We start from the raw sequence: 22,654 nt of genomic DNA on the forward strand, positions 1-22,654 counted from the left end.
GAATAATAGAACGCTAAGGGGGAGATTTGAACTCCCGAGAGGCAAGCCTCACAAGATTTCCAATCTTGCGCCTTCCCAGACTAGACTACCTCAGCAAAAGAATTGCCTCATACTGTTAGCTCTTGCAGATTTAAGCCTTGCTGGTCTTATCACTGGTCTGGTGGCCTTTCCATATTGCCGGGTATGCATCAGCATCCGGGAATATGATTCGTGGAGCAACAGCAAGCCCTTTTTCTCCGGGTATAATTCTCGATGCACTCATGAGCGCTTCGCCGACTCCGATTAAATCACCCGAATCGGTGAAGATTGTGACCATATCTTCCATCTGAAACGCGTCGGTCTTTATGATTCCCCTCATTGAGAGACGTGCTCCGTGACAGATCGCACCGGCTGCAGAATCCTTGATCGTCACAGTCGGGAGGTGTTTTATCGAGATCTCCATCGGAAGAATCATTGACGATAACAATTCCAGGTGTCCTGCTTTTGCTGCTTCTACGGCATCACGAACATCGTGAAGAGTATGGATCTGAGACTCTGGGAAATCTGCAGATCTGCTTCTTCGCAGTTCCTGCATATGAGCACCGACGCCAAGGGCCATCCCGATATGGTGGCAGAGTGATCTGATGTATGTGCCCGAATCGCATCTGACCCTGAGCAGGACAAGCCGGTCTTCACGACTCAGGATCTCAAGTTCCAAAATCTCCCTGATCCGAAGAGCACGTTTCACAGCACTTTTTCGAGGAGGGCGCTGGTAGATCTTGCCTGTAAACTCTGCGATGTTCCTTTCAAGGTCCTGCTGGCTTACATTACCCTGTAGGCGCATCAGGCAGATGTATTCTTTTTCATCCAGATGAAGGATTGAAGTCAGACGCACCGCCTTGCCAAGAAGCACCACGAGTACTCCTGAAACCTGAGGGTCGAGAGTTCCGGTATGGCCCACCTGAGAAACTCCTGTCATCTCTCGTACCCATGCCGCCACCTGGTGGCTGCTTGGTCCTCTCGGCTTATCGATAAGGAGAATGCCCCCGCCATTTTGTAATGGAATGATCGGCTTTCCTGTTAATTTCACTTCAGATGTGGTTTGCATGGGTATCAGGGGTTCATCAGGAGAAACATGTTCAACTCATCAAGTGTCCCTTCAAGGGAACCATCTCCTACAACATCAGGGGGCAGACCAGCATCTTCCATGGCTGATCCAGTTACATCCCCGATTGCAACGATGATCAGATCCTCCCTTCGTTTCCATATTGCAGATTTAAACGAGAATGCACTTGTGAATAGCACCGCTTCTGCACTATTCAGATCGAGTTCTTCATATGTTGGTATCAGGGAGTAAATAGTGAACTCCGCAGGAATTGCTCCTGCCTCTGAGATAGCATTCAATAATCCTGGATTTGGTGCATCAGACCGGGGAATGCCGATGGTTTTTCCTGATATCCACTCGCCCAGGTACGGGACAAAAGCCCGTGAGTAATACTCAGGCAATACTTCACAGGGAACACCGGATTCGCGAAGTGCCTTAGCAGTCTGCGGGCCTATTGCAATAACCCGGGGAAGTGGGCACTGTCCAAGAAGAGGGCCAATTTTGTGGGCAGGAAGGGCACTGGTAAAGAATATGCAGTCAAATCGCTCCTCGCGCACCTGTTCAATGAAGAGATCGATCTGATCCTGATCAATCTCCCCTGTCAGCGGTGTTACCGGGTAACAATCATGTCCGCGACGTGCGCATCTCTGCTGATCATCCAGTTCCTTCCCCCGAAGCCTGGTAATTGCGATCTTCATTCCATCCCCTGATCACTGGTCCACAGACCTGATATGCGGTTATTTTAAGCTCTCTTCACACTTATAATGCATGAGAATCCCATGATTCCCTTACTATCAGGGCTTGTGATCGGGCTTGCTTGTGGTGTCATAAGTGGTCTGATCCCGGGTATTCATTCAAACACCATGGCAGGAATCATGGCTGGCCTTTCTCCTGCTTTAATCCCGTTTATCGGTGTAGAGGGTCTTGCTGCTGCTCTGATCTCCATGCTTATCAGTCACTCGTTTCTTGATCTGATTCCATCCACATTCTTCGGAGTTCCGGACTCCGGAACTGCCTTGTCAGTGCTTCCCGCACATGCACTGACCATGGAAGGAAAAGGGGAAGAGGCAGTCAGGCTTTCAGCTATTGGTTGTGTATATGGTGTTATTTTTGGAGTGCCTGTTTCTGTGATAGCATATCTTGCCCTGCCTCAGATCCAGTCTTCCATCGACTGGTTCACCGGTCCGGTGCTTGTACTGATTATGGGTCTGATAATTATTCAGGAGGAGTCTGTAATCTGGGGGCTTTTGATCTTTGTGTCATCTGGTCTGCTCGGGCTTTTTGCGTTCAGGTACCAGTATCTTGTCTGGGGGATGAATGGTGAGAGTACGGTTCTGATGCCTCTTCTGACCGGGTTGTTTGGACTGTCTGTATTAATCTCCTCTTCCCATGCTCCGGTTCCACGACAACGGTTTACAGATCTTGGGCTTGAAACAGGAAACATTCTGTATGCGTCACTCTCCGGGACAATTGCTGGTCTGTTGGTTGGATGGCTCCCGGGCCTCTCAACAGCATCTGCAACTGCTGTGATTAATGCCAGAATAAAATATGATACAAACCGGCGAACCTATCTGGTTGCTGCCGGAGCTGCAGCCTGTGCAAACGTGGTGGTCGGCCTTGCTGCTTTTTACGGAATTGAAAGAACCAGGAACGGCGTCATGGTGATGATATCATCTCTGGATCCACCTTCGTTTTGGGTGCTTCTCCTGATTACGGTAATTGCATCGGGGGCAGCTTATCTGATAACCCTGCGCCTTGCCTCTTATGCAAGGTGGTTCTCAGGAGTTGATGGCAAAAAACTCAACACTCTTGTGGCCGGGTTTGTGATTCTTCTCTGCGGAGTCATATCCGGCCCATTTGGATTATTTATCCTCGCCTGTGCAACTGGGATTGGTCTGATTCCTGTGCTTCTGAACCTCTCACGCATAACCTGCATGGGAGTTGTAACATTGCCTGTTATTCTATATTCACTTGGGCTCTGGGGATTTTGATGGATTCAAAACAATCTGATCAAACCGGTAACCAGCAGATAACTTCTCATTACTGGTACAATGAGTGCAAGTCGGTTGAGGGGTCTGACTCATCTGATTTGACTCAACTCTACTCCGGATTCATAGCAAATATCGCAAATAGAGATAAATTTTCGATCCTTCCCAATTGGCAGGAGGCAGTTGTCAAGGGTATCTGTAAAGATAAGGATGAATATTACTCCTCACTTCGTGAGATCTGTATGTTCTGGTCCCGGAAAGAGTTGCAGATTTATAACTCATCCGAAGAGGTTAGGCTGATAAAACTGATGCTGATACTTCGTGAGACTGATCAGATGATCAGCCGCCTGTCTGAACAGATCATCTTCTGGCTCTCGATGGGGGAGAATGGGTATGACTCAAGTAGCCCGGTTAAAAAAGGTCAGGATTCTATCAGGGAGGTAGCGTCAGGAAGTGGGAATGATGGTATTACACTACTTTGTCGCAGTCTTGTAAGCATGAAGGAGAGCCGGGCAGGACTGGTCCGTGATATTTCAACAAGAAGCGAGAGACTCCTTCCCAACAGTAGTATTATAGTGGGTCCCCTGGTTGCTGCAAGGCTGCTTGTAGAGGCAGGTAATTTGAGACACTTATCTCAAATGCCAGCATCAAAGATCCAGGTTCTGGGGGCCCGCAATGCTCTCTTCTCCCATCTCTCATCAGGCTCTCCCCCTCCTAAGCACGGGCTTATCTTTGAGCACAAACGCATACATTCTGCATCCCGTAAGATTAGGGGGAGGGTCTCCCGGACGCTTGCTGCAAATCTTGCCATTGCATCAAGAATTGATTACTACCGGGGGATAGGGGATATAACATTTCTGGAACGAGCACGGTTACGGATAGAAAAGGCGGGTAGAAAGTCTTGATCTGGCAGAATGGTATATTGTGTTCTCATGGGAGAGCCATCAAAGGTGACAGGATGATAGGCTCCTTTCGGGTCTGGCCACCAGAGCGAAGTAAACTATCTGCTCTTTATTATCTGGGATCTGGCCCTGAGATCAATGCAACAGATCAGATTTTGTATCTTGGTGCTGCATCAGGAACCACGGTCTCGTTTATCGCTGACTATGCAGGGGTTGTATATGCTGTTGAGATAGCACCGGAGCCTCTTGTGAAGTTACTCCAGGTCTGTGGTATAAAGAAGAATATTATCCCTATCCCTGCTGATGCTGCTAATCCTCGAACCTACGCTCCACTGGTCAGCAGGGTAGACCTGATCTATCAGGATATTGCGCAGAAAGAACAGGTAGAGATAGTAATAAAAAATCTGTTCTTTCTGAATCCTGGGGGATTGTTAATTCTGATGCTGAAAACGCGGAGTGTAGCTTCCCAGCTGGACCCTAAGCAGGTTTGTAGTGAAGCAGTATCAGCATTACAGAATGCAGGTCTTGATGAGATCAACGTAACATGGCTAGACAAATACCATCGGGATCATGCAGCTATTGTATGCAAAAAAGAGAATTTCTGAACGTAATAGCCCGAAGCAGATTCGAACTGCTGTCACAAGGTCCAGAGCCTCGTATGATTGACCTCTACACTATCGGGCTTCGTGCCTCCATATTTTTCTCGCTCGTGGTATATAATAGTGCTGCTCATCGGTATCTTTTTTCAGGATTTTTTGCTTCCTCATGCTGGCGCGATATCGGCCTTCCGAGGGCCGGTTTATTCGTTCATCATCATTGGTGATACCGGGCTGATAGATCCTGAATTTTTTGACATTGAGGATTCTACTGAATTTTGGCCCAGATTTTTGCCTCTTTTCTTCGCAGAGATACCAGAAAGGATATAATATGGAGTTCACAAACATCTAGTCATACTTCGATTATCTCGGAGTATGTGGCATGACGTTCTGGTTATCATCGTTGGATCAGCGGTGTTTCCAGAATCAGTGCTTTTCGAACAATCGGATTGTTCGGAGGACATTCAATGAACGCACGAATCGCAGTTATATTAATGGTGCTTGTCGCATGTGCATGTATTGCACTTCCGGCATCTGCAGCACTCAACAAGGTCAGCCAGGGAGGAGATATCTTCCTTGGAGAAAAGAACCTTGATGTGAGCGCAGCAACCGGCGGCGCCAAGCAGATTGCATGGTGGCAGCCAGGCAGCAACTCAGACACTGAGCAGCCTGCTGACATTCAGTCAGTTTCCGACGCTAAAACATTCTATGTGTCACCAGACATCTTCGTCGGCAAGACCGGTATCTGGTACCAGTGGAATGGGACTATAAAGGGTTCCCCAGCCTTCAACGTGAAGGAGCCTTCCCTTAGTCTTAAGATCTGGGACGCAACCGCAGGTGAGGATATCACCGGCAAGGCAATTCCAGTCGGGAACTATGCAAACTTTGCAGTTGAAACCAACATGCAGAGCATTGCATCCCGTCCAGGATACCAGGCAGCTGATGGCCCATTCAAGCTGAAGGTTAAGACCTCAGACGGTGGTGTCTACCAGCAGCTCGTTGGAAACAACGGCAAAGAGTGGCCACTCAACGCTCTGACCATTAACAACCAGCTTTGGTACTGGGTCGGAGAAGGCAGCGATCACTCAAAGTATGCAAAGAACGATGGCTGGAACACTGCAGCTGAAGACAAGAACAACAACCGCCTGTACAAGGCCGGTGTGTACACTGTCTGGGCAGAGTGCAACGCCAATGCAATGAAGGACCAGTACAAGGCACCAGATGGCTCGGACTACACTGGAAAAACTGTTTCCGCTGTAAAGAGCGTTCAGATTGCCACCGATCAAGTTAAGATCGAAGCCAACAAGGACACTGTAGTCCGTGGCAATCCGTTCTCCGTCACCATCACTGGTGTTCCAAACGCCCAGTACGTTCTCTGGGTTAAGGGAACCAACTCCATGACCGGCGCAACCGGCGACCAGCCACCGATGATCCTGACAGCTCAGGACAACGTTAAGCAGGACGACCCGGCAGGCCCATACGAGATTGGTAAGTATCAGTACGAGGGTGGCGCAGGGAAAAGCGTTAAGCAAGATGTCCCCGACGACCCCGACTACCACGGAACCAAGTGCTACGCACAGGTAAAACTTAATTCCAGTGGTACCAGAACCGTTGAGTTCAAGACAACCAAGGACACCAAGGACAAGAAGTACACCGTACGTGTCGAGCGCAAGTCCGGCAACCAGTACAAGTCCGATGAGGTCGATATCAAGGTAGAGAAGGGCGATGTCACCATCGTCGCTGCAGGCGATCAGAGCTACTACCTTGGTGAGGAAGTCAAACTCTCCGGAACTAACTCCGAGACTGACACTACGTATCTCTTCATCACTGGTCCAAACCTTCCAACAAATGGAGCAATGCTCAAGTCTCCAAAGAAGGAAGTCAACAACAATCAGCCACAGTCCTTTGACGAAGCTGATGTTCAGGATGACGACACTTACGAGTACAAGTGGCAGACTGCAAACCTTGAGATGGATGCAGGAACCTACACAATCTACGCAGTAAGTGCACCAAACGACAAGGATCACCTGAATGATGCACAGTATGACACTGTCTCACTCGTGATCAAGAAGCCGTACATCCAGGCAACTGCATCCGGCTCAGTCGTTGCAAAGGGTGACAAGCTCTACGTCAGAGGTACCGCAGAAGGCGACCCATCACTGGGAATTGCACTGTGGATTCTTGGAAAGAACAAGGTTCTCTACGCAACAGAGTCCGTGAATGATGACATGTCATTCGAATACGAACTCACTAAGGAAACCACCAAGAGCCTCTACGCAGGTCAGTACTTCGTCGTTGTTCAGCACCCAATGTACAACAACGAGTTCGATGTCTACCCAGACAACCCATTAAGCCCACAGAATGTCCTTGGTTCATACCCAACCCGTGGATCACAGCTCTTCAAGATCGGCGGTCAGGGTGCACTTCAGGGCACTGACGCAGCAGAGGCACTCATCCAGGCAATCAACAACGCCATGGTAGACGACACCTACACCAAACTGCAGTTCCTCGTAGAGGAGCCAAAAGTCACCATCAACCCGATCGGTGAGCAGAAGGTAGGTTCCAAGTTCGAGATCGCCGGTACCACCAACCTGGCATACGACGACAACGATCTGCTCGTTGAGGTTACTTCATCCTCATTCAAGCCGACCGACAAGTCACAGAGCGGTGAGTTCAGCGGCGCAACCGGAACTGTCAAGGTCCAGCAGGGCACTGACGGTCTGAACAAGTGGAGCTTCAGCGTTGACGCATCCACCTTCAAGCCAGACGAGTACATCGTCCGTGTTTCCGGTGTTACCACCGACGTAGTTGAGACTACACTGTTCAACGTTGTTGAGGCAGGCGGAGCTCCGGCAGCAGCAGCTACCCCGGCAGCAAAAGTCACCCCAGCAGCACCAGTAGCAGAGAAGACCAATGCAACTCCAGCAGCAAATGTTACTGAGAAGAACGCAACTCCAACCGAGAAGCCGACCGCAGTAGCAACCACTGCAGCTCCAACCAGCAAGCCAACCGAGAAGGCAACCACCGTTCCAACCCCTGAGCCGACTAAGAAGTCCCCAGGATTTGGCGCAATGGCAGCACTCGCAGGCCTCGGAGCAGTTGCATTCCTTGCACTGCGCCGGAACTAAGGGTTAAACCCTAATTTTTCTTTTTTTTACACAGCAAGTTCTGTTAGTGTACTCTGCTTTTTGTCTCCGCTGATTCTTCCAATGAACTAATTAGGATACAGCGTCAATTTTATGCATGAAACTTGCTGTACGCCTCGTTGATATTGCTGCACGGGGTGTGCTCCTGCACCAGCAGGATGCAAAATCCCTGGGTGTTTTTCCAGGAGACCGGGTTGAAATTACCAATATCTCAACAGGTCTCTCCATAGCAGATTATGTTGAAACTACCTCTTCTCTCATTAAACAAGGAAAACTCGGTATCTATCACCAGAGTAACGAGCAACTACAGGTAAAAGATGGTGAATCTGTAGAGGTCAGGGTGGCTGACCGTCCGGTATCGCTTGATTATATCAGGAAGAAGATGGACGGAACCCGTCTCTCACGTGAAGAGATCAAAATGATCGTGAGCGATATTGTTCATGACAATCTGTCACCAAGCGAGATCACTGCGTTTGTTATCAGTTCCTACATCAACAATCTGGATATTGATGAGATTGAATCTCTCACCCGTTCGATGGTGGAGACTGGAGACCAACTTGAGTTTCATACCGGACCCATTGTTGACAAACACTCGATCGGCGGGGTTCCGGGAAATAAGATCACATTTCTAGTTGTTCCTATCATAGCAGCTGCCGGACTGTTGATTCCTAAAACCAGTTCTCGTGCAATTACGGGGGCAGGGGGAACTGCTGATCTGATGGAAGTACTGGCACCTGTGGAATTCTCGGCTACAGAAGTTCAGCAGATGACACAGAAGGTCGGTGGTGTCATTGTGTGGGGTGGTGCAACCAACATTGCCCCTGCTGATGACAAGATCATCATTCAGGAGTATCCGTTCAAAATTGATCAGGTTGGGCAGATGATCGCCAGTGTCATGGCAAAAAAATATGCAGTCGGTGCTGATGTTGTTGCCATTGACATTCCGGTGGGGATAAACTGCAAGGTTCATTCCATACAGGAAGGAAGGAAACTTGCCCAGTTGTTCATTGAGATCGGTGATCGGCTGGGAATGCGTGTTGAATGTGCTCTGACATATGGTGACGCACCGGTTGGACGGGCAATCGGCCCTGCACTGGAAGTGAAAGAGGCCCTTGCTATCCTTGAAGGAGCTGAATCCCCGAACTCACTAATTGAGAAGAGCACGGTGATTGCAGGAATAGCCCTAGAGCTTGCAGGAAAAGCAAACCGCGGTGAAGGAGCAAATCTGGCCCTTGAACTTCTCAAGACTGGAAAAGCCCTGAAAAAGATGCAGGATATCATTGCAATCCAGGGTGGAAATCCGGAGGTCACTTCTGATATGGTAAAACCAGGGGAGTTTTTCCATATCGTAAAGGCAGAGTATGACGGATATGTTGTGGATCTCAACAACCGCTCCCTTATCACTATTGCCCGCGTTGCCGGAGCGCCAAATGATCATGGGGCCGGACTCTACATTCATGCAAAGCCAGGAACCCGTCTCAAGCGTGGTGATCCGATATTTACTCTGTATGCCGAGAGGAAATGGAGACTAGAGAAGGCACTTGAAACTGCCCGGACACTCCGTCCGGTGATTGTGGAAGGGATGCTGATCGATCGTGTTCCAAACCAGAGGGAGTGGGTCCCCTCCAGGCAGCGTACCAACGGTGTTGAATAATGTACTGTGAGGAAAATTCTGGACAGTAAGGCAGGAAGTGACAGATGGAACACAGGAAACTGAGACTGGTATCAGGAGGAATACTTCTCCTGCTCTGCCTTCTGGCAACTGCTCCGGTCTGTGGTCTCAATATCATGGTGTTTGAGCAGACTGATCGGACAGCCCCGATCCCTCAGGCACTCATTTACACAAACGGGGAGTATGCTGCAACTACTAACGAGAACGGGACCTACAACCTCTCATATGAAGGCGTTCCTCCTGCTTTGAGGATAGCAAAGGCCGGATATCGCGAGTGGACCGGAACACCGCATGTAAATGACACCCTGCTATTGGTTCCGTTGCAGATTCGCAACTGTACATATTCGATCCAGGTTTTTGATGCTGATACACTCCTTCCTCTACCTGACCTTCAGGTAAAAGCCAGCCTGGCGGATGGGACAGTTCGTCAGAATCATACCAGTTCGAACGGGAGTGTTCTCCTCCCTCTCCGAACCGAGCAGGTCTATGATCTCACGATCACTGGAGGCAAATATCAGACTATCAGGGACAAACTGGTGACAGGGTTTGAGAATACGGCTGTTCAGTACTCGATGATCAGAAATGATCGGATCTCACTTCTGGTGCAGGATGCTCAAACCAAACACCCGGTTGCAGACGTTCAGGTATTTACTGATGGCAAGGATTCAGGGAAGACTAACGAGAAAGGAATTCTTATCACCAATATGAGCCGGGGTGTGGATCATATGATCGAAGCGAGATCCCCGGGATATGAGAAGACGATCCTGCAGAAAAATCCTGGTGAAGAGGATCTCATTCTGGATGTTGCCCTGATACCCCTCAAGTCCACAGTGTTTGTCTCTGTATATGATCCTGCTAAACAACCTATCGAGGGGGCAGAGATTCGGATAGATGGTGAGTCAGCAGGATCTACAACCCAGTATGGGAGAATCTCGATACCAGATCTTGAACTCCGGTCCTATCTCATTAGTGTCAGTAAGAAAGGGTACAAACCTGAAAGCAGGACCGTTGATCTCACATCAAATAAATCAGATATTATCTTTGATCTGACTCCTGATCTGATTTCGGTGCCAGTGATGGTCAAGGATACTCAAGGACGATCCCTTCCCAATGCTTCGGTTCTGGTCAATGGCTCCCAGATGGCTGTAAGTAACGGCAATGGATCGACAGTTCTGGCCCTCAAAGAAAAACAGTCCTATCATATCGGGGCAGAACTGGCAGGGTATCTGCAGAATAATACAACCATAATCCCACCTGTCTCAACCCCGGTGATTCTCGTTCTTACCCCCAAAGAGAAAGAGAATGTAGTAACTCCATTCCCCTTGATGCAGGCAGGAATCATAGTCCTCGTGGTGGTGGCGTTACTCCTTATCCTCTATTTCAGGGGTGGCGGGAAGAGACCATCATCACGTGCAAGAAGAAGACGAATTGATCTCAGAAGGAGATCACTCTGATTTTTTTTACGGATCCAGTGGGAATCGAACCCACGTCCCCGGGTTCGAAGCCCGGAAGGATATCCGCTACCCCATGGATCCTCTAGATGGTTCCATCCGTAAGGTATTAATGATTTTTATCCTACCTGTATGGTATGATTCTGTCATCACGCTCGCTCCGGCAGAGACTCGGGATTCCTGCCGGTAACGGAGGTGTTGTCCTCGAGCCGTATGGCACAGAGTGCCAACAGCCTGCTTCATATGATCTCAGGGCTGCAGAAGATTACACCCTTGAACGCGGGATGATGACGCTTGTTGCAACGATGGAATGGGTGGAACTGCCTGGTGACCTGGCAGCCACACTTCGTTGTCGTTCCTCATACGCACGCCGTGGTCTCCTGCTCAGCGGGGGATTTGTGGATCCCGGATTCAGGGGACACCTTACCCTCTGTCTGGTGAACATGGGTGCAGAACCCGTCTCTATCAGTGCAGGTGACCGGGTTGTGCAGATGATCTTCTCTGAAGTTAGTGCAGGTGACGAGATCTATAATGGGAGATACCAGGACAGCAACGGAGTGGTTCCAGCACGATGATAAAAACAGAGCATAAATATATCGAGATTTTGCGAATCCTCAAGGATCACCAGGAGCCTATGGGGGCAAAGCGTCTCTCTGAACTTCTGGCAGAACGGGGATACGTGATGACTGACCGGGCGGTTCAGTACTATCTCAGGTACCTTGATACCCGTGGATTCACCGAGAAGGTTGGCAATCAGGGACGGATTCTGACTTCTACCGGTATTGCAGAGACAGATCGTGCCCTGGTGGAAGATCGTATCGGGTTTGTTATCTCAAAACTTGAACGTCTGGCATTTCGCAGTACGTTCAACCCTGACACCTCAACCGGCGATGTGGCCTATAACCTGACCATTGTTCCAAACGAGAAACTTGATGCCGTGACAAGCGTTTTTGACCGGGTCCGGGATGCAGGATGCAGTTTTTTCCACTCCTACGCTCTTCTGGATCGCGACACGCGGGTTCCGGCAGATCACACCGGGATTCTAACCGTCTGTAGTATTACAATGGATGGTGTCTTCCAGCACAATGGCATCCCGGTGAAGATGGCCTATGGGGGGACGATCCGGATTGAGAATAATAAGCCGATTGAGTTCGTAGATCTGATCGGCTATCAGGGCTCCACTGTGGATCCCCTCCAACTCTTCATCAACTCAGGTCTCACTTCAATCGGCCCCTTTATATCCGATGGTTCAGGGGTTCTTCTGGCAAATATCAGGCAGATTCCGGGTTCGTCATGGGATCGGGCATCAGATCTGATCACCAGAATGCAGGGATGTGGATTCAGATTTCCACTTATGATGGGAAGAGGTCAGATCTTTAATCTGGTGACCGATCCTGGTAGAATTTCCCTTGTTTCATACTCCGGAATGAACTCCATCGGGTATGCGGCAGAAGAAGGTCTCAAACTTTCCACTGAGATAGGAGCAGGAACGATTTCCTTCTCCCGGATTGAAAATAAAAATTAAAAGTAAATACTCGTTTTTTTACTTCGTCTGAATTAACTGATCCAACTCACTGACTCTGGGTATCTCATTCAGACCTGAGAGGACAATAAGGACTGCTACATGGGATCCATGCCGTGCTGAAACAGGACTGTCCCCGGACCTGAGTTCATATCCGTTGATACTGTCATCAATCCACTTTCTGACAGCCATAAACCCTTTCATGGAAAGTTCTTCTTCAGGTCCGACCAGCAGGATAAGGGCTTTCGTGGCTGATGAAAGATCGCTATATGCTGATATATCCCTGAATACCGCTTTCTCAGCAAGTTTTACAATTCTTCCTGCCCGTTCCTGCCGGTATACGATTGACTCCTGTTTCTGGCGGAAGAATCCTATCTTTGAGTGCTCTTCAAGAGGTTCGTCTGCAAAACCTATTGTGATCAGTCCAGCACCGGTGATAGTATTCAGGATCTCCCTGGTATCCAGAACCATCTGTGGTGGTGTATCCTGTATTTCTCCTGCCTGAATCAGCAACTGTATTCGTATTGCGATCTGGTGGTTAATCAGATCATACGGTTCGACCGAAGTCTTCTCTGGAGTTCCCGGTATCCAGAACCGTTCGGTCACTCCTGGTCCGGTCTGTTGGACCGCTGTCTCCATCTGCTCACGGACTTTGTCAAGCCAGAGCTGGTTGTCAAAAACGATGACCCCGTCAAGGATCGCACGTATCTGACGCATATTTGTAGCAGCACGTTTGAGCCTTTCCTGGCCCTCTTCATCAGAGGGGAGGGTGACCAGGGCAAATACAGGTTCAAACATTGTCTCCCTGATGATATCGACCAGGTGAGGGACCAGATCGATAAGACCGCCTCCGAGCCCTGCACAAAGGAGTACTGCATCATGACCCCCGGCATCATTGGAACGGAGCAGGGCTTTCACTTCATCGATAGTGAAGGTGGTGGTCCGGAGTTCGGGCGTGGAAATGGAGTCTCTTGGAAAGTAGATCTTCCTTTCTCTGTCGATATTTTTAAGGCTCTCAAGGATTACAGGATCATTGTCAACCGCTATCGCATGGACTGCAGGGCCACGGGTTGCTCTGCCGGCCGGTTCAGCTATCGCATCAGCAATCCTGCTCCCAGCCGTGCCAAGTCCTAATATCAAGAGTCTCATTTCATCACCCGTTGCACGATAATCCTCAAACCGGTCGTTGAAGTGTATATATGTACTCCCTTGATCTCATATAGAGTATCTGGGGGCAACCTGAAAATTTGCCCGTAACAGCCGGTATGCTCCGTAACTCCATGCGTCTGCAATTATTTTTTTGTCATAATAGAGATCTCGACATGAAAATTCGGATGATATCGCTTTATTATTCTAATATTGCCTGATTTTTTGAGATTCAAATAATAATGTTTTTACCGGTTCGGGTTTTATTAATTTTTTGAGGTGACAGACCTTGAGTTATGGTATAGAATTCGTTCCAGGAAACATTAACGTCAAACAGGTGGTCAATTATTGTAAACTCGCAGAGTCAAAGGATATTGACTTTGCCTGGATTACCAACCACTACAACAACCGCCACTGCTACCCAACCCTTGCAGCAATCGCTCAGGCAACCACAACCCTGAAGATGGGTCCGGGTATTATGAACGCCTTCACCGACACACCCGCTGCAATGGCATCCTTTGCATGCACCCTTGATGAGATATCAGAGGGCCGTGCAGTCATGGGTATCGGACCTGGTGACCTCTCAACCCTTCCGAAACTTGCAATCAACCCAGAGAAACCAGTCGGCCGTCTTGAGGAAGCAGTTGTGCAGATGCGCAAGCTCCTCGCCGGTGAACAGGTTTCAAAGAGCGGCATGAAATTCTTTGACTACGACGGTGCCAAGCTCACCGGTGTCACCCTCCCAGGAAAGAAGGGTATTCCGATGTACATCGGTGCCCAGGGTCCAAAAGTCCTCGAACTCGCCGGTACCATCGGAGACGGTGCATTGATCAACGCATCCAACCCGAAGGACTTCGAAGTCGCAATTCCAATCATCAAGGCAGCCTGCGAGAAGGTTGGTAAGAAGAACTTCGACATCGGTGCATACACCGCAATGTCAATCGACAAAAACGAGAAGAAGGCACGCAATGCAGCAAAGATTGTTGCAGCATTTATTGCAGCCGGATCTCCAGAGCCACTGCTCCAGCGCCACGGCCTCGACCTTGCAAAGGTTGCAAATATCAAGGCAGCACTAGGCAAGTTTGACTTCAAGACTGCTGGAGAAAATGTCGATGATGCAACCATCGATGCATTCACCATTGCAGGAACCCCTGACACTGTCAAGCAGAAGTGTGAGGACCTGATGAAATCCGGTGTTACCCAGGTTATCTTCGGATCACCACTCGGCCCGGATGTTGTCAACTCTATCCGCCTGCTTGGAAAGTACGTAGTCTGAGCGCAAAACAAAATTCTCTTTTTTTCGGTTCATATTTATAGTGACATGCCCATACGAGGAGTAGGGCAGGCTGATGTTTACCTCATTCAAAACAGAGCACGCTGGTGGCTTTATCGAATACCGCACTGAAGAACTGACCGGACTTCGGACCCGAATCTGTCCTGAACGACTAAAGAGGGGTATCGGTGGTGCCTATGTTCCTGCATATTCCAATGAAGGCTGTCCGTTCTGCCCTGATCATATTGAGGAGGTCACTCCGGTATTTCCTGACGGGAAACGGATATGTGTCGGTGAGAGTATCACATTTCCAAACCTCTACCCGTTTGCAGCCTACCATGTGGTGACCTCAATAACACATGAACACACGGTCTCCCGTTTTACACCCCGGCAGATTGCAGATGCCCTTCGCGGACAGGTGGTCGCTCTTGAAAAGCAGACCGGGTATGTCTCTATCAACTGGAACTACCTTCCCTCAGCCGGAGCTTCACTTCCTCATCCCCACCTCCAGGGCCTGTGCGATAAAGCTCCAGACACACTACCTGCCCGGTATCTTTCTGCAGGAGCTGGATATCCCGGACTACATGGGAAAAAATACTTCGAACATGTCAGGGAGTATGAAGAACAGAATAAAAGAGACCTCCCCGGGACCAGAATGTTCTGGTATGCAAATCCTGTTCCGGTGGGTGAACGGGAGATCAGATGTCTTCTCCCACTTACAACCATTCAGGAGTTTCGCAGGGTCCTCGAGGTTTTTGCAGATGACCTGGTTACAATTCTTGGATTCTACCAGGATCTCGGAACAAGTGCATTCAATATGGCGATATTTTTCGGAACGGATGAGGACCGTGATCACTTCTCAGCGTTCTGCTCACTCATATCGCGCATCAACCCGAACCCTCTCTCAACATCTGATACTGCATTTATGGAGCGGCTGCATCTTGAACCCGTGATTCTCACCCTCCCTGAAGACCTGGCAGATACCTGGAGAGAGTCCCTGAAGAATTAGTTCTTATCGAAAACCTTCGCCGCTTTGGTGTTTAGAAAAAAAAGGAAAAAATGGAAAGATCCGATTATTCAGGCTTGCTGATGAGGGTCTTCTTTGCAACGCGGGTTCCGTCGTTCTTGTGTGGCTTGCGGATGACTGCGTCGGTTGCCTTCTCCATCTCACGTGCCTCATCACAGAGGAATGCGGCCTGGCGCATCATCTCATGTGCAGATGCAACGATTGGAGTGTAGTTCTCAAAGCCCTTTGTCATAAAGCAGCCCTTGACATTGACTCCTGCAACAGCGCTGGAGATCTCGTATGCTGCCCGTGCCTTTGCATATGCGTATGGGTTGCTGAACTCTCCCTCGACAGCCTTGTCTGAGGTCATGACAATCTTTGGCAGTGCGAGGTCCTTGCCCTTCTTTCCTGCCTTGACCTGGTCGATGACCTCGTCAAGAGCAACCTGAAGTTTACGGAATGCACCGGTGAGTGCGAGCACCTTGACAAGGTTTCCGTTGAAGTCAGCCATCTCGATGGGGTCAAGGAATTCGCGGCGTGCACCGATCATGGAGTCTCCCTTCATGATGATGTATCCGAATTCGCTTGCCTTGAGTGCTTCCCACTCCTCTTTCTTGGTGGTGATGTCGTCAGTAATGACAACACAGGGGATGCCTGCTGCTGCGAGTGCCTCGCGTGCCCCTTTTGGCCCTGGAAGAACTCCGTTTGGAGAAACAACAACGCAGAAGTCCGGACCCCATGCTTTCATATTGGAGACGACACGTTCGATATCTTCTGGCTGGAGCTTGGTTCCCGAGGTGGCCATGAAGGTCTGCATATCCTCACGGTCTGCCCGTTCATCGAGGAGAAGTTCTGCCATGACACCGCTTGCAATATTTCCAAGTTTTGCAATTCCTACTTTTACTACCATTGCACACCTCTGTGTGTTCAACGATACTATGATAAATATCATAATAAAGGTTGTGAAATCGTTTTTTCGGAGTATTTATTGTAATAAATGGAGCAGGGATGTGAATCCTCCTCCGCCTGGGTAATTCTTCATGCACAAAAGTATCAGAAATGAGATAAAATTTGTATTGTTAACGAAAAGCGTTTAAATTATCTCAATCTTATTGGTATGTATGAAAGATGGGCTACTGACCGACCGACAGAAAGAGGTTCTACGATACCGGAAGTCAGGCCTGACACAACAACAGATTGCCGATATCATCAATACATCGAAGGCAAATGTCTGCACCGTTGAGAAGTCAGCGATGGAGAATATCAAACGTGCCAGAGAGACGATTGAGTTCTTTCACAGTCTGGATTCACGTCATCTCTGCACAATTGGTAAGGGTCAGGATCTGCTAGAGTCTGTTCAGCAAATATTTGATGAAGCAGAAAAGATTGGTATTAAGGTAAAGTATGATACGGTTCAACTGATGAACCGGATTCGTGATGAGATCCCTGAGAAGAACCGTTCACGGTATGTTCGAAATCCGATCGAGGTCTACATCAAAGATGATGGGGATCTTTACTTTGAATGAAGTTTCCTGATGGCAATACCTTTATTACTCTTTTTCTCTCATATGTATGAAGCCTGAATCTATAGGTATTTTTATGTACCTGTATATTTGACGGTCAAATCGCAGAAAAATAAAATTTCTGTGGAGTGACAGGATTGCGTTCATCGCAATGGGCTGATATAGTGGGATGTGATTTCGGCAAGGGTGGACGATGCGGCCCATTGCCTGTGACTGATCACAGGTTAAGCCTGAATTTCACGCATCTTACGAGAGACCGGTATCTGAACGCATTACATCTGACTGCCTGACTACACGCCAAGGATTTCGTTCTGGCACCCTGAATAATTAGGGGCGCATATGACCTCTGGTACCTTGACGCTGTGGGGAGAGGCAGGTCTGAACGTTCGTTCAGCAGAAGTTCCGCTTCATGCAGCTTCTGCTATAAGGTATACTTCGTGTCTCTGATCCTGCATCGACTATCATTCTGGCAGAACTGCCTGAATGATCTGATACAGACAGAAGGACTGATTGAAAAATGCCAAACGTACACAGACCCCGCATGGGTTCCCTGGCATTCAGCCCACGGAAACGGGCGAAGAGCCAGGTGCCGAAATATCATGCATGGCCCGCATATGAAGGAGAGCCAGCGCTCCAGGGTTTTGCCGGATATAAGGTTGGAATGACCCATGTCATCATGGTCGACGACCATGTTAAGAGTCCAAATGAAGGCAAGGACATCATGGTTCCTGTCACGGTTGTTGAAGTACCTGACATGAAGGTTGCTGCAATCCGTGTTTACCGCAAAGATACCTACGGTCACCACCCGATGACCGAGATCTGGGCAGAGAACCTTGAGTCAGACCTCGGACGCAGAATCAACCTGCCAAAGAATTACAAACGCGAAGAGGCTGAAAAGAAGATTCGCGAGGCAATTGAAGCAGACAAGATCGTCGATGTCGTTGCCATTACATACACCCGCCCTGCACTTCTCACCGGTGTCCCAAAGAAGGTCCCTGACCTTATGGAGACTCGTGTTGGTGGAGGAAGCATTGCAGAACGGTTCGACTTTGCTGTCGGCATGCTTGGAAAGGATGTAGACATCCGTGGCATGTTTCAGGTTGGTCAGTACACCGATGTTACTGCAATCACCAAAGGAAAGGGTACGCAGGGTCCTGTAAAGCGCTGGGGAGTTCACCTCCGCAAACGCAAGCACTCCCGTGGTGGCAAAGAACGCCATGTTGGTACTCTCGGACCATGGAATCCGCACCATGTACGGTGGCAGGTTCCGATGATGGGTCAGATGGGATACCAGCAGCGGACTGAATACAACAAGCGCCTCATCCGGATCGGAGAAGATGGCGCAGATGTGACCCCAGAGGGAGGATTCCTGCACTATGGTAACGTCCGGAGCCGGTATGTTCTCATCAAGGGTTCACTTCCAGGTCCGTGCAAGCGCCTTGTAAGAATCAGACACGCAATCCGCCAGGGTGAGCATAAGATCCGCGAGCCTGTGGTTGAATTCGTGAGCCAGCAGAGCAAACAGGGGTGAGTTAGATGAAAGCACAGGTTTTATCATTGTCAGGTTCGGTTGACCATGAGATTGAACTCCCGTCTGTCTTTGCATCCGAGTACCGCCCGGATCTCATCAAGAAGGCGGTCATCTCGATTCAGAGTCACCGGTACCAGCCCCATGGAGCATACGTCTATGCAGGTATCACGAAGTCAGCCGTCGGCTGGGGTAGTGGTCGTGGTGCATCACATGTTCCACGTCTGAAGAACAGTTCACGGGCTGCAAAGGTTCCGCAGGCAAAGGGTGGTCGTGAGGCTCATCCGCCTGTAGTCCAGAAAGTCCTGACCCGCGACATCAACCGCAAGGAGAGAAGAAAAGCTCTCGGTTCAGCAATTGCAGCAACCATCAGCGATGATCTTGTCAAGTCACGTGGTCATGTCTTTGAAGGCTCTCTTCCGTTTGTGCTGACCAACGAGTTTGAAGCTCTTGGAAAGACCAAGGATGTTATCGCAGCACTGCGAGCAATCGGTGTATACAACGATATTCTCAAGGCTGAAGGATCACGCAAGGTCCGTGCAGGTCGCGGAAAGATGCGTGGACGCCGGTACAAACAGCGCAAGAGTCTGCTCATTGTTACCGGAAACCAGCCACTCCGTGCAGCACGCAACCTTGCAGGTGTGGATGTCTGCCCGGTTGACAGCCTGAATGTCGAACTCCTCGCTCCGGGAACCCAGTCGGCACGGCTGACAGTCTGGACTGAGGATGCAATCGTCAGGCTCGGGGGTGAACAATAATGGTTCTGAAGTACCCGCATGCAACTGAAAAAGCAACCTACGGGGTAGAGAACGAGAGTAAAATCCAGTTTGTCGTTGATCGTAACGCAACCAAACCGGAGATCAAGAAGGCGGTCGAGAAGATGTTCGGCCAGCAGGTCACCTCAGTAAGGACGATGATGACCACCAAGGGTGAAAAGAAAGCCATCATCGGATTTACCAATGAGAAGTCCGCAGAGGAGATCCTCAGCCGTCTCGGCATAATGTAAGGTGGTGTAAGATGGGACATCGAATCACAACACAGAGCCGTGGACACGGAGGACCAACCTACCGTGCACCGTCACACCGGTACAAGGCTGCACTGCGCCACCTTGGCCGCAATGACCTGACGGTGAACGCAGTCATTATTGATATCGAGCACGATCCGGCCAGGCACACGCCGATTGCAAAGGTCGAGATTGAGGGCAAAGAGAAGAAGTACGTTCTTGTCCCAGAAGGACTCGGAGTCGGGGACACAATGTCCTGGGGATCCGAAGTCTCCTACAAGAACGGAAACACACTTCCGATGTCGGAAATCCCGACTGGTGCATATATCTGTAATATTGAAGCCAGACCAAACGACGGCGGCAAGTTCGTCCGTGCAGGCGGTGTTCAGGCATTGATCACCGACAAGATGGAGGGCCGGGTTGCAGTCCGGATGCCGAGCGGGAAGACCAAGTGGTTCAACGGCCAGTGCCGTGCAACCGTTGGTGTTGTCGCTGGCGGTGGCCGCAGCGAGAAGCCGTTCGTCAAGGCTGGTAAGAAATATCACAAGATGAAGAATACCGCAAGCAACTGGCCACGGGTCAGAGGTGAGGCTATGAACGTCATCGACCATCCGTTCGGTGGTGGAGGACATCAGCACGCCGGCAGACCAAAGACAGTGAGCCGCGGAACATCGCCAGGTCGGAAGGTCGGGCACGTAGCTGCACGCCGCACAGGCAGAAGGAGGTAAGCGGATGGCAAAGAAGATAGTGAAGAAGTTGCCACGGCGAAAGGAGGAGTTCACCTATCATGGATTCAACGCCGAGGCACTCAAATCCATGACTATTGAGGAACTGCTCCCGGTCATGCCATCACGGGCACGCCGGAAGGTTCTCCGTGGATGGACCATCAGTGAGGATAAACTCCTTGCTGATCTGCGTAAGGGTGACAACCGTGTTAAGACCCATGTCCGTGATATGATCATTCTCCCTGAGATGATCGGACGTGAGATCGAGATTTACAACGGGAAGGAGTTTGTAAAGGTTGAAATTCAGCCTGAATCAGTCTTCCATTACCTTGGTGAATTCGCCCTGACACGAAGGAAAGTCTCTCACGGTTCTGCTGGTATCGGAGCAACCCGGTCGAGCAAGTTCGTTCCACTGAAGTGATGTGAATGGGAAGAATCGAGTATTCAAACAAGGTGGAAGGGGACAATCTTGCTCGTGGCAGGGTAAATGAGGCACCGATCTCCCCCAAACATGCAATTGAGATTGCCCGGTTTGTCAGGGGGAAATCCCTTGCAGAGGCTGAAGCATACCTGAATGATGTGGTTGACCTGAAAAAGGCCATCCCCTTCAAGAAGTTCAACAGAAATGTTGCCCACAAGCGTGGTCTTGTCGGTTGGGATGGCGGTCGCTATCCCCAGAAGGCAAGTCTGGTTTACCTCCGGCTTTTTAACAGCGTGCGCAAGAACGCCGAGTACAGCGGACTTGACACCGAAAAACTTCGGATCATTCACGTCTCTGCAAACCGCGGGATCCGCCGCCGGAGCTTTATGCCCCGTGCAATGGGAAGGGCAACCCCCAAGGATCGGCAGACCGTCAACATCGAGATGATCGTCTCCGAGCAGGAGGCCTGAACGTATGGCAATTGAACGTAAGTTTGTAGCAGACGGCGTCCGGAAGGTCAGGGTAGAGAAACACCTCTCCCGCGAGCTCAAGCGTGCCGGGTATGGTGGTATGGATCTTATCCGTACCCCTCTCGGCACCCAGGTGACGATCTTTGCAGAAAAGCCGGGTATCGTCATTGGAAAAGGTGGAAAGGTAGTCCGTGGCCTGACTCAGGACCTTGCAACTGTTTACGGGGTCGAATCCCCACAGATCGAGGTCCAGCAGGTCGACAACCCGAACCTGAATGCACAGATCATGGCAGAGCGGCTTGCCAGTGCGCTTGAGCGCGGCTGGTACTTCAGAAAGGCAGGCTCTTCCACGATCCGCAGGATCATGGAATCCGGTGCACTCGGCTGTGAGGTCGTCATCTCCGGAAAACTTACCGGTTCCCGTGGTCGTGTCCAGAAGTTCACTGAAGGATACATCAAGCACTCCGGAGATCCGGTAAACACCATCGTCGAGAAGGGATTCGCGGTAGCAATCAAGAAACTCGGTGTTATCGGTGTTCAGGTACGGATCATTCCGCCAGGCGCACAGCTCCCTGATCACTTCCAGGTCACTGCAGTTCTTGAGAAGAAGAAGGCAAGCCTCGCTCCTCATCTGACAAAGATTGCATCTGAATCAGCCAGTGAAGAGGATGTTTCTCTCGAAGAGCTGATTGACGAGCCTGATGCAGGAGAGGATCTCTGATGGCGATATTCAGAGCACATGATGTCAGCCAGTTATCTGACGTCGAACTGGTAGAACAGGTCGACAAGCTTAAAATGGAACTGATCCAGTTCCGTGGCAAGGTCAGTGCTGGTGGCGCTCCAGAAAACCCGGGTCAGATCCGCGAGATTCGCCGGACCATCGCCCGGATGAAGACCGAACAGAACCGCAGAACCCTGGCATGATCACACCGCAGAACATCCTGTTCCATGAACTCATCGGACTGGATGTTGCGGTGGCACATGCCTCAAACCCATCCCTTGTGGGGGTCACCGGGCTCATCATCGATGAGACCAGAAATACGGTCATGGTTAAGACCGAATCTGGTCTGAAGATGGTGGGAAAGAAGGGTGTAACCCTTCGTACCCGGCTTTCAGGGGGAAAAGTCGTCGATCTGGATGGCTCAGCACTCCTGATGGCTCCGGAGAGACGGACAACAATGCGAATCAGAAGATAGAG

24 protein-coding genes and 3 tRNA genes are annotated in these 22,654 nt (G+C 50.0%); 20 read left to right on the forward strand and 7 right to left on the reverse strand.

Going from position 1 to position 22,654, the window contains the following annotated elements:
- Window positions 1-11: 11 nt before the first annotated feature.
- The 3 genes from ACHZA2_RS10065 to ACHZA2_RS10075 all read right to left on the reverse strand — a co-directional run bounded on the left by ACHZA2_RS10065 (window position 12) and on the right by ACHZA2_RS10075 (window position 1,782).
- Window positions 12-95 (reverse strand) — tRNA-Ser (locus ACHZA2_RS10065).
- Window positions 96-130: 35 nt separating this feature from the next.
- Window positions 131-1,087 (reverse strand): RNA-guided pseudouridylation complex pseudouridine synthase subunit Cbf5, encoded by a 957-nt coding sequence (locus tag ACHZA2_RS10070; protein ID WP_319579602.1) that lies wholly within the window; start codon window positions 1,085-1,087, stop codon window positions 131-133.
- A gap of 5 nt (window positions 1,088-1,092) precedes the next feature.
- Window positions 1,093-1,782 (reverse strand): uroporphyrinogen-III synthase, encoded by a 690-nt coding sequence (locus ACHZA2_RS10075; protein ID WP_319538922.1) that lies wholly within the window; start codon window positions 1,780-1,782, stop codon window positions 1,093-1,095.
- An 81-nt stretch (window positions 1,783-1,863) separates the two neighbouring features.
- Here ACHZA2_RS10075 and ACHZA2_RS10080 point away from each other — a divergent pair, with 81 nt between their 5' ends.
- The 3 genes from ACHZA2_RS10080 to ACHZA2_RS10090 are packed head-to-tail and all read left to right on the forward strand — an operon-like array spanning window position 1,864 to window position 4,579.
- On the forward strand, window positions 1,864-3,075 hold the full coding sequence (locus tag ACHZA2_RS10080) for a tripartite tricarboxylate transporter permease (RefSeq protein ID WP_319579603.1): 1,212 nt from the start codon (window positions 1,864-1,866) through the stop codon (window positions 3,073-3,075).
- Window positions 3,075-3,977, forward strand: a complete 903-nt coding sequence (locus ACHZA2_RS10085) for an RNA-processing protein (RefSeq protein ID WP_319579604.1) — start codon at window positions 3,075-3,077, stop codon at window positions 3,975-3,977. Before ACHZA2_RS10080 ends, ACHZA2_RS10085 begins: the two co-directional genes overlap by 1 nt.
- 53 nt (window positions 3,978-4,030) lie before the next feature.
- Complete coding sequence (locus ACHZA2_RS10090) at window positions 4,031-4,579, forward strand: fibrillarin-like rRNA/tRNA 2'-O-methyltransferase (protein ID WP_319579605.1); 549 nt, start codon at window positions 4,031-4,033, stop codon at window positions 4,577-4,579.
- Window positions 4,580-4,585: 6 nt separating this feature from the next.
- Here ACHZA2_RS10090 and ACHZA2_RS10095 read toward each other — a convergent pair.
- Window positions 4,586-4,658 (reverse strand) — tRNA-Gln (locus ACHZA2_RS10095).
- A 379-nt stretch (window positions 4,659-5,037) separates the two neighbouring features.
- On the opposite strand from ACHZA2_RS10095, the gene ACHZA2_RS10100 reads away from it, so the two are divergent.
- The 3 genes from ACHZA2_RS10100 (at window position 5,038) to ACHZA2_RS10110 (ending at window position 10,842) form a co-directional block, all read left to right on the forward strand.
- Window positions 5,038-7,698 (forward strand): MEMAR_RS02690 family S-layer glycoprotein, encoded by a 2,661-nt coding sequence (locus ACHZA2_RS10100; protein WP_319579606.1) that lies wholly within the window; start codon window positions 5,038-5,040, stop codon window positions 7,696-7,698.
- Window positions 7,699-7,813: 115 nt separating this feature from the next.
- Window positions 7,814-9,370 carry an AMP phosphorylase gene (locus ACHZA2_RS10105; protein WP_319579607.1) on the forward strand — a complete coding sequence of 519 codons (1,557 nt, stop codon included), beginning with the start codon at window positions 7,814-7,816 and terminating at the stop codon, window positions 9,368-9,370.
- Between the two features lie 44 nt (window positions 9,371-9,414).
- The gene (locus ACHZA2_RS10110) at window positions 9,415-10,842 is read left to right on the forward strand and encodes a carboxypeptidase-like regulatory domain-containing protein (protein WP_319579608.1); all 1,428 of its coding nucleotides are present in this window, start codon (window positions 9,415-9,417) and stop codon (window positions 10,840-10,842) included.
- Window positions 10,843-10,851: 9 nt separating this feature from the next.
- On the opposite strand, the gene ACHZA2_RS10115 is transcribed toward ACHZA2_RS10110, so the two are convergent.
- Window positions 10,852-10,923 (reverse strand) — tRNA-Arg (locus ACHZA2_RS10115).
- Between the two features lie 53 nt (window positions 10,924-10,976).
- On the opposite strand from ACHZA2_RS10115, the gene dcd reads away from it, so the two are divergent.
- Entirely contained in the window at window positions 10,977-11,414 is a 438-nt protein-coding gene (gene dcd, locus ACHZA2_RS10120) for a dCTP deaminase (RefSeq protein WP_319579609.1), read from the forward strand.
- Window positions 11,411-12,364, forward strand: coding sequence for an NrpR regulatory domain-containing protein (locus ACHZA2_RS10125; RefSeq protein WP_319579610.1), 954 nt, complete (start codon window positions 11,411-11,413; stop codon window positions 12,362-12,364). The genes dcd and ACHZA2_RS10125 overlap by 4 nt, the downstream gene beginning before the upstream one ends.
- An 18-nt stretch (window positions 12,365-12,382) precedes the next feature.
- On the opposite strand, the gene ACHZA2_RS10130 is transcribed toward ACHZA2_RS10125, so the two are convergent.
- A complete protein-coding gene (locus ACHZA2_RS10130) occupies window positions 12,383-13,510 on the reverse strand; it encodes a hypothetical protein (protein ID WP_319579611.1) in 1,128 nt (375 codons plus the stop codon).
- 286 nt (window positions 13,511-13,796) lie between these two features.
- Here ACHZA2_RS10130 and ACHZA2_RS10135 point away from each other — a divergent pair, with 286 nt between their 5' ends.
- Together ACHZA2_RS10135 and ACHZA2_RS10140 are read left to right on the forward strand one after the other, a co-directional pair.
- The gene (locus tag ACHZA2_RS10135; protein WP_319538912.1) at window positions 13,797-14,783 is read left to right on the forward strand and encodes a 5,10-methylenetetrahydromethanopterin reductase; all 987 of its coding nucleotides are present in this window, start codon (window positions 13,797-13,799) and stop codon (window positions 14,781-14,783) included.
- Between the two features lie 73 nt (window positions 14,784-14,856).
- Complete coding sequence (locus tag ACHZA2_RS10140) at window positions 14,857-15,789, forward strand: galactose-1-phosphate uridylyltransferase (RefSeq protein WP_319579612.1); 933 nt, start codon at window positions 14,857-14,859, stop codon at window positions 15,787-15,789.
- 64 nt (window positions 15,790-15,853) lie between these two features.
- Here the strand turns inward: ACHZA2_RS10140 and ACHZA2_RS10145 are convergent, their stop codons facing one another.
- The gene (locus tag ACHZA2_RS10145; protein WP_319538910.1) at window positions 15,854-16,696 is read right to left on the reverse strand and encodes a F420-dependent methylenetetrahydromethanopterin dehydrogenase; all 843 of its coding nucleotides are present in this window, start codon (window positions 16,694-16,696) and stop codon (window positions 15,854-15,856) included.
- 211 nt (window positions 16,697-16,907) lie between these two features.
- On the opposite strand from ACHZA2_RS10145, the gene ACHZA2_RS10150 reads away from it, so the two are divergent.
- The 10 genes from ACHZA2_RS10150 (at window position 16,908) to ACHZA2_RS10195 (ending at window position 22,652) form a co-directional block, all read left to right on the forward strand.
- Window positions 16,908-17,312 (forward strand): Tfx family DNA-binding protein, encoded by a 405-nt coding sequence (locus ACHZA2_RS10150; protein WP_319538909.1) that lies wholly within the window; start codon window positions 16,908-16,910, stop codon window positions 17,310-17,312.
- 514 nt (window positions 17,313-17,826) lie between these two features.
- The gene (gene rpl3p, locus ACHZA2_RS10155) at window positions 17,827-18,840 is read left to right on the forward strand and encodes a 50S ribosomal protein L3 (RefSeq protein ID WP_319538908.1); all 1,014 of its coding nucleotides are present in this window, start codon (window positions 17,827-17,829) and stop codon (window positions 18,838-18,840) included.
- A 5-nt stretch (window positions 18,841-18,845) separates the two neighbouring features.
- Window positions 18,846-19,595 (forward strand): 50S ribosomal protein L4, encoded by a 750-nt coding sequence (rpl4p, locus tag ACHZA2_RS10160; RefSeq protein WP_319538907.1) that lies wholly within the window; start codon window positions 18,846-18,848, stop codon window positions 19,593-19,595.
- Entirely contained in the window at window positions 19,595-19,843 is a 249-nt protein-coding gene (locus ACHZA2_RS10165) for a 50S ribosomal protein L23 (protein WP_319538906.1), read from the forward strand. Before rpl4p ends, ACHZA2_RS10165 begins: the two co-directional genes overlap by 1 nt.
- Window positions 19,844-19,854: 11 nt before the next feature.
- Entirely contained in the window at window positions 19,855-20,568 is a 714-nt protein-coding gene (locus ACHZA2_RS10170) for a 50S ribosomal protein L2 (protein ID WP_319538905.1), read from the forward strand.
- Between the two features lie 4 nt (window positions 20,569-20,572).
- The gene (locus ACHZA2_RS10175) at window positions 20,573-20,986 is read left to right on the forward strand and encodes a 30S ribosomal protein S19 (RefSeq protein WP_319538904.1); all 414 of its coding nucleotides are present in this window, start codon (window positions 20,573-20,575) and stop codon (window positions 20,984-20,986) included.
- Window positions 20,987-20,991: 5 nt separating this feature from the next.
- Window positions 20,992-21,456 (forward strand): 50S ribosomal protein L22, encoded by a 465-nt coding sequence (locus ACHZA2_RS10180; RefSeq protein WP_319579613.1) that lies wholly within the window; start codon window positions 20,992-20,994, stop codon window positions 21,454-21,456.
- 4 nt (window positions 21,457-21,460) lie between these two features.
- The gene (locus ACHZA2_RS10185; protein WP_319579614.1) at window positions 21,461-22,177 is read left to right on the forward strand and encodes a 30S ribosomal protein S3; all 717 of its coding nucleotides are present in this window, start codon (window positions 21,461-21,463) and stop codon (window positions 22,175-22,177) included.
- On the forward strand, window positions 22,177-22,380 hold the full coding sequence (rpmC, locus tag ACHZA2_RS10190; RefSeq protein WP_319579615.1) for a 50S ribosomal protein L29: 204 nt from the start codon (window positions 22,177-22,179) through the stop codon (window positions 22,378-22,380). Before ACHZA2_RS10185 ends, rpmC begins: the two co-directional genes overlap by 1 nt.
- Window positions 22,377-22,652 carry a ribonuclease P protein component 1 gene (locus ACHZA2_RS10195; RefSeq protein ID WP_319579616.1) on the forward strand — a complete coding sequence of 92 codons (276 nt, stop codon included), beginning with the start codon at window positions 22,377-22,379 and terminating at the stop codon, window positions 22,650-22,652. Before rpmC ends, ACHZA2_RS10195 begins: the two co-directional genes overlap by 4 nt.
- The last annotated feature ends 2 nt before the right edge of the window (window positions 22,653-22,654 follow it).

Origin of the sequence: uncultured Methanospirillum sp. (genome assembly GCF_963668415.2) — an archaeon.
In the GTDB taxonomy this organism is placed as follows: domain Archaea; phylum Halobacteriota; class Methanomicrobia; order Methanomicrobiales; family Methanospirillaceae; genus Methanospirillum.

Coding starts and splice junctions, on each gene's coding strand:
- ACHZA2_RS10070 (WP_319579602.1), bottom strand. CDS start 1,087: ATGCAAACCACATCTGAAGTGAAATTAACAGGAAAGCCGATCATTCCA.
- ACHZA2_RS10075 (WP_319538922.1), bottom strand. CDS start 1,782: ATGAAGATCGCAATTACCAGGCTTCGGGGGAAGGAACTGGATGATCAG.
- ACHZA2_RS10080 (WP_319579603.1), top strand. CDS start 1,864: ATGATTCCCTTACTATCAGGGCTTGTGATCGGGCTTGCTTGTGGTGTC.
- ACHZA2_RS10085 (WP_319579604.1), top strand. CDS start 3,075: ATGGATTCAAAACAATCTGATCAAACCGGTAACCAGCAGATAACTTCT.
- ACHZA2_RS10090 (WP_319579605.1), top strand. CDS start 4,031: ATGATAGGCTCCTTTCGGGTCTGGCCACCAGAGCGAAGTAAACTATCT.
- ACHZA2_RS10100 (WP_319579606.1), top strand. CDS start 5,038: ATGAACGCACGAATCGCAGTTATATTAATGGTGCTTGTCGCATGTGCA.
- ACHZA2_RS10105 (WP_319579607.1), top strand. CDS start 7,814: ATGAAACTTGCTGTACGCCTCGTTGATATTGCTGCACGGGGTGTGCTC.
- ACHZA2_RS10110 (WP_319579608.1), top strand. CDS start 9,415: ATGGAACACAGGAAACTGAGACTGGTATCAGGAGGAATACTTCTCCTG.
- dcd (WP_319579609.1), top strand. CDS start 10,977: ATGATTCTGTCATCACGCTCGCTCCGGCAGAGACTCGGGATTCCTGCC.
- ACHZA2_RS10125 (WP_319579610.1), top strand. CDS start 11,411: ATGATAAAAACAGAGCATAAATATATCGAGATTTTGCGAATCCTCAAG.
- ACHZA2_RS10130 (WP_319579611.1), bottom strand. CDS start 13,510: ATGAGACTCTTGATATTAGGACTTGGCACGGCTGGGAGCAGGATTGCT.
- ACHZA2_RS10140 (WP_319579612.1), top strand. CDS start 14,857: ATGTTTACCTCATTCAAAACAGAGCACGCTGGTGGCTTTATCGAATAC.
- ACHZA2_RS10145 (WP_319538910.1), bottom strand. CDS start 16,696: ATGGTAGTAAAAGTAGGAATTGCAAAACTTGGAAATATTGCAAGCGGT.
- ACHZA2_RS10150 (WP_319538909.1), top strand. CDS start 16,908: ATGAAAGATGGGCTACTGACCGACCGACAGAAAGAGGTTCTACGATAC.
- rpl3p (WP_319538908.1), top strand. CDS start 17,827: ATGCCAAACGTACACAGACCCCGCATGGGTTCCCTGGCATTCAGCCCA.
- rpl4p (WP_319538907.1), top strand. CDS start 18,846: ATGAAAGCACAGGTTTTATCATTGTCAGGTTCGGTTGACCATGAGATT.
- ACHZA2_RS10165 (WP_319538906.1), top strand. CDS start 19,595: ATGGTTCTGAAGTACCCGCATGCAACTGAAAAAGCAACCTACGGGGTA.
- ACHZA2_RS10170 (WP_319538905.1), top strand. CDS start 19,855: ATGGGACATCGAATCACAACACAGAGCCGTGGACACGGAGGACCAACC.
- ACHZA2_RS10175 (WP_319538904.1), top strand. CDS start 20,573: ATGGCAAAGAAGATAGTGAAGAAGTTGCCACGGCGAAAGGAGGAGTTC.
- ACHZA2_RS10180 (WP_319579613.1), top strand. CDS start 20,992: ATGGGAAGAATCGAGTATTCAAACAAGGTGGAAGGGGACAATCTTGCT.
- ACHZA2_RS10185 (WP_319579614.1), top strand. CDS start 21,461: ATGGCAATTGAACGTAAGTTTGTAGCAGACGGCGTCCGGAAGGTCAGG.
- rpmC (WP_319579615.1), top strand. CDS start 22,177: ATGGCGATATTCAGAGCACATGATGTCAGCCAGTTATCTGACGTCGAA.
- ACHZA2_RS10195 (WP_319579616.1), top strand. CDS start 22,377: ATGATCACACCGCAGAACATCCTGTTCCATGAACTCATCGGACTGGAT.